The sequence below is a fragment of the Streptomyces cahuitamycinicus genome, assembly GCF_002891435.1.
Lineage (GTDB): Bacteria > Actinomycetota > Actinomycetes > Streptomycetales > Streptomycetaceae > Streptomyces > Streptomyces cahuitamycinicus.
In genome coordinates this window covers 1-1,567 of the sequence record NZ_POUC01000811.1, presented here as the reverse complement: position 1 = coordinate 1,567, position 1,567 = coordinate 1, and the positions used below count along the sequence as shown (strand labels likewise).

Sequence of the window (1,567 nt, the reverse complement as noted above, 5' to 3'; positions counted from 1 at the left end):
AGAGACAGGTGAAGGGGCGGGCCCTTGCCGATGTCGGCCGATCCGGCCGATCACGCGTCGGCGAAGAGGTCCTCCGCCGTGGTGGCCGTCAGGGAGCGGTCGAACCAGAGGGTGAGGGTGTCGGGGTCCGGACACAGGTGGAGGGGGCGGGAGACCTCCTTGGGGACCGTGATGTCACGAGCCTCCAAGAGCCGTTGGACCGCGCCGGCCAACGCCGCCTTGTATCCGGCGGTGTACCCCCGGACCCATTCCTCGTCCTCGTGTTCGTCATCGGGCCGCTTGTCCACCCGGGCCCGGATGCGGGCCATGTCCTGGAAGGAGAGGGAGCCTTGCTGTCGCAGTTCCTCCAGCCCGGAACGGAGATCGCCCATGACTCGCTCCGGCGGAATGCCCAAGCCCATGCAAGTCAGGGTGAACCGGAGCAAGTCGTGCAGTTCCGGTGTGGTGTCCAGATCGTCGAACATGATCGCCCCGTGGGTCAGGTCTCGGTCCGGTCCGCGGCGGGTGCGGTGTCCTCGGCGAAAAGTTCGTCGACGCTCTGCACGTGGGGCGTTCGGTCCAGCCAGCGGTTCAGGAGGTCAAGGTCGGTGCAGTCAGCGATGTGGTTTCGGGCCTCCTGGGGGACGGAGACGCCCCGTGCTTCGAGGAAGCGGAGGATGGCCTTGGCTTCGCCTCTGGCCTCGCCCTCGAGGTAGGCCTTCTCCATCACCGTTCCCCGGCCGGGGAAGTAGTTGACGAACGTCACGATGTCCCTCCATTTGTCTCCGGCGGGGGTGTCCCCCAACGCCGAGTCGAGAAACTGAAAGAAGTAGCTGGCGGCGTTCCAGTCCATCCCTGCGAGGGCTCGGCCCAGTGCGTCCAGTATGGCCTCGATGTGGGGGCTGTTGGCGTGAGCCAGAGCGGAGAACACGGCCATCGCCGGTTTCTCCGCCGCGGTTCTCGGATCGGTGATCACTGGGAGGTTGTCCGGTCCGACGACCAAGGGGTACGTCATCTGGGCGATCCAGCCACGCGTGCCACAGGAGAAGGGACCGGTCGCCCACTTGGTCGTCGCCCGGTCGCGACAGACGACGAGCAGGAGAACGGGCAGGCCGTACGACGCCCTTGGTGAAGGTCTTCTGGATCGGGAGCTGGGAGCCGGAGAGCCAGATCTTCAGCTCTGCGTCCAGGTCGAACGTGCCCGCCGTCTCCACCGCGAAGTGGGTGATGCTGCGGTAGGGGACCGAGTGGTACTCCACCTTCTTGCCGGTGATGCCCTGCTTGTCGATCAGGATCAGGCGGCGGTCGGTGAAGAGGATGGTGTCGCGGATGAGGAGGTACGCGGCGTGGACCTGTTCGCCGTGGCCGAGGAGGCGGGCGTAGTCCTGCTGGGCCGATGCCGGGTTCACGGTGTGTGCGTTTCCGAACAGTGCCATTGGGTTTCTCCCCGTCCGGGTGGAGCTGCGGCCCGAGGACGTCGGTCCCGTGAGGTGAGGTGAGGTGACGAGGGGCGGGGGCCGGGCGACTCGTCAGGTGGCCGGTGGCGTCGTTTGCCGGAGTGCGAGGCAGCCCTGGCATTGGTGGGGGT

At 66.8% G+C, this 1,567-nt stretch carries 2 protein-coding genes and 1 pseudogene; all 3 read right to left on the bottom strand.

The annotated features are described in order from the left end of the window. Nucleotides 1-50 precede the first annotated feature (50 nt). Nucleotides 51-371 (bottom strand): hypothetical protein, encoded by a 321-nt coding sequence (locus tag C1J00_RS43070; protein ID WP_146046410.1) that lies wholly within the window; start codon nucleotides 369-371, stop codon nucleotides 51-53. 107 nt (nucleotides 372-478) lie between these two features. Beyond that, nucleotides 479-982, bottom strand: coding sequence for a hypothetical protein (locus tag C1J00_RS45775; RefSeq protein ID WP_180989918.1), 504 nt, complete (start codon nucleotides 980-982; stop codon nucleotides 479-481). 115 nt (nucleotides 983-1,097) lie between these two features. Next, nucleotides 1,098-1,415, bottom strand: a pseudogene (locus C1J00_RS43065) (PH domain-containing protein); the annotation flags it as partial. Between the last annotated feature and the right edge of the window lie 152 nt (nucleotides 1,416-1,567).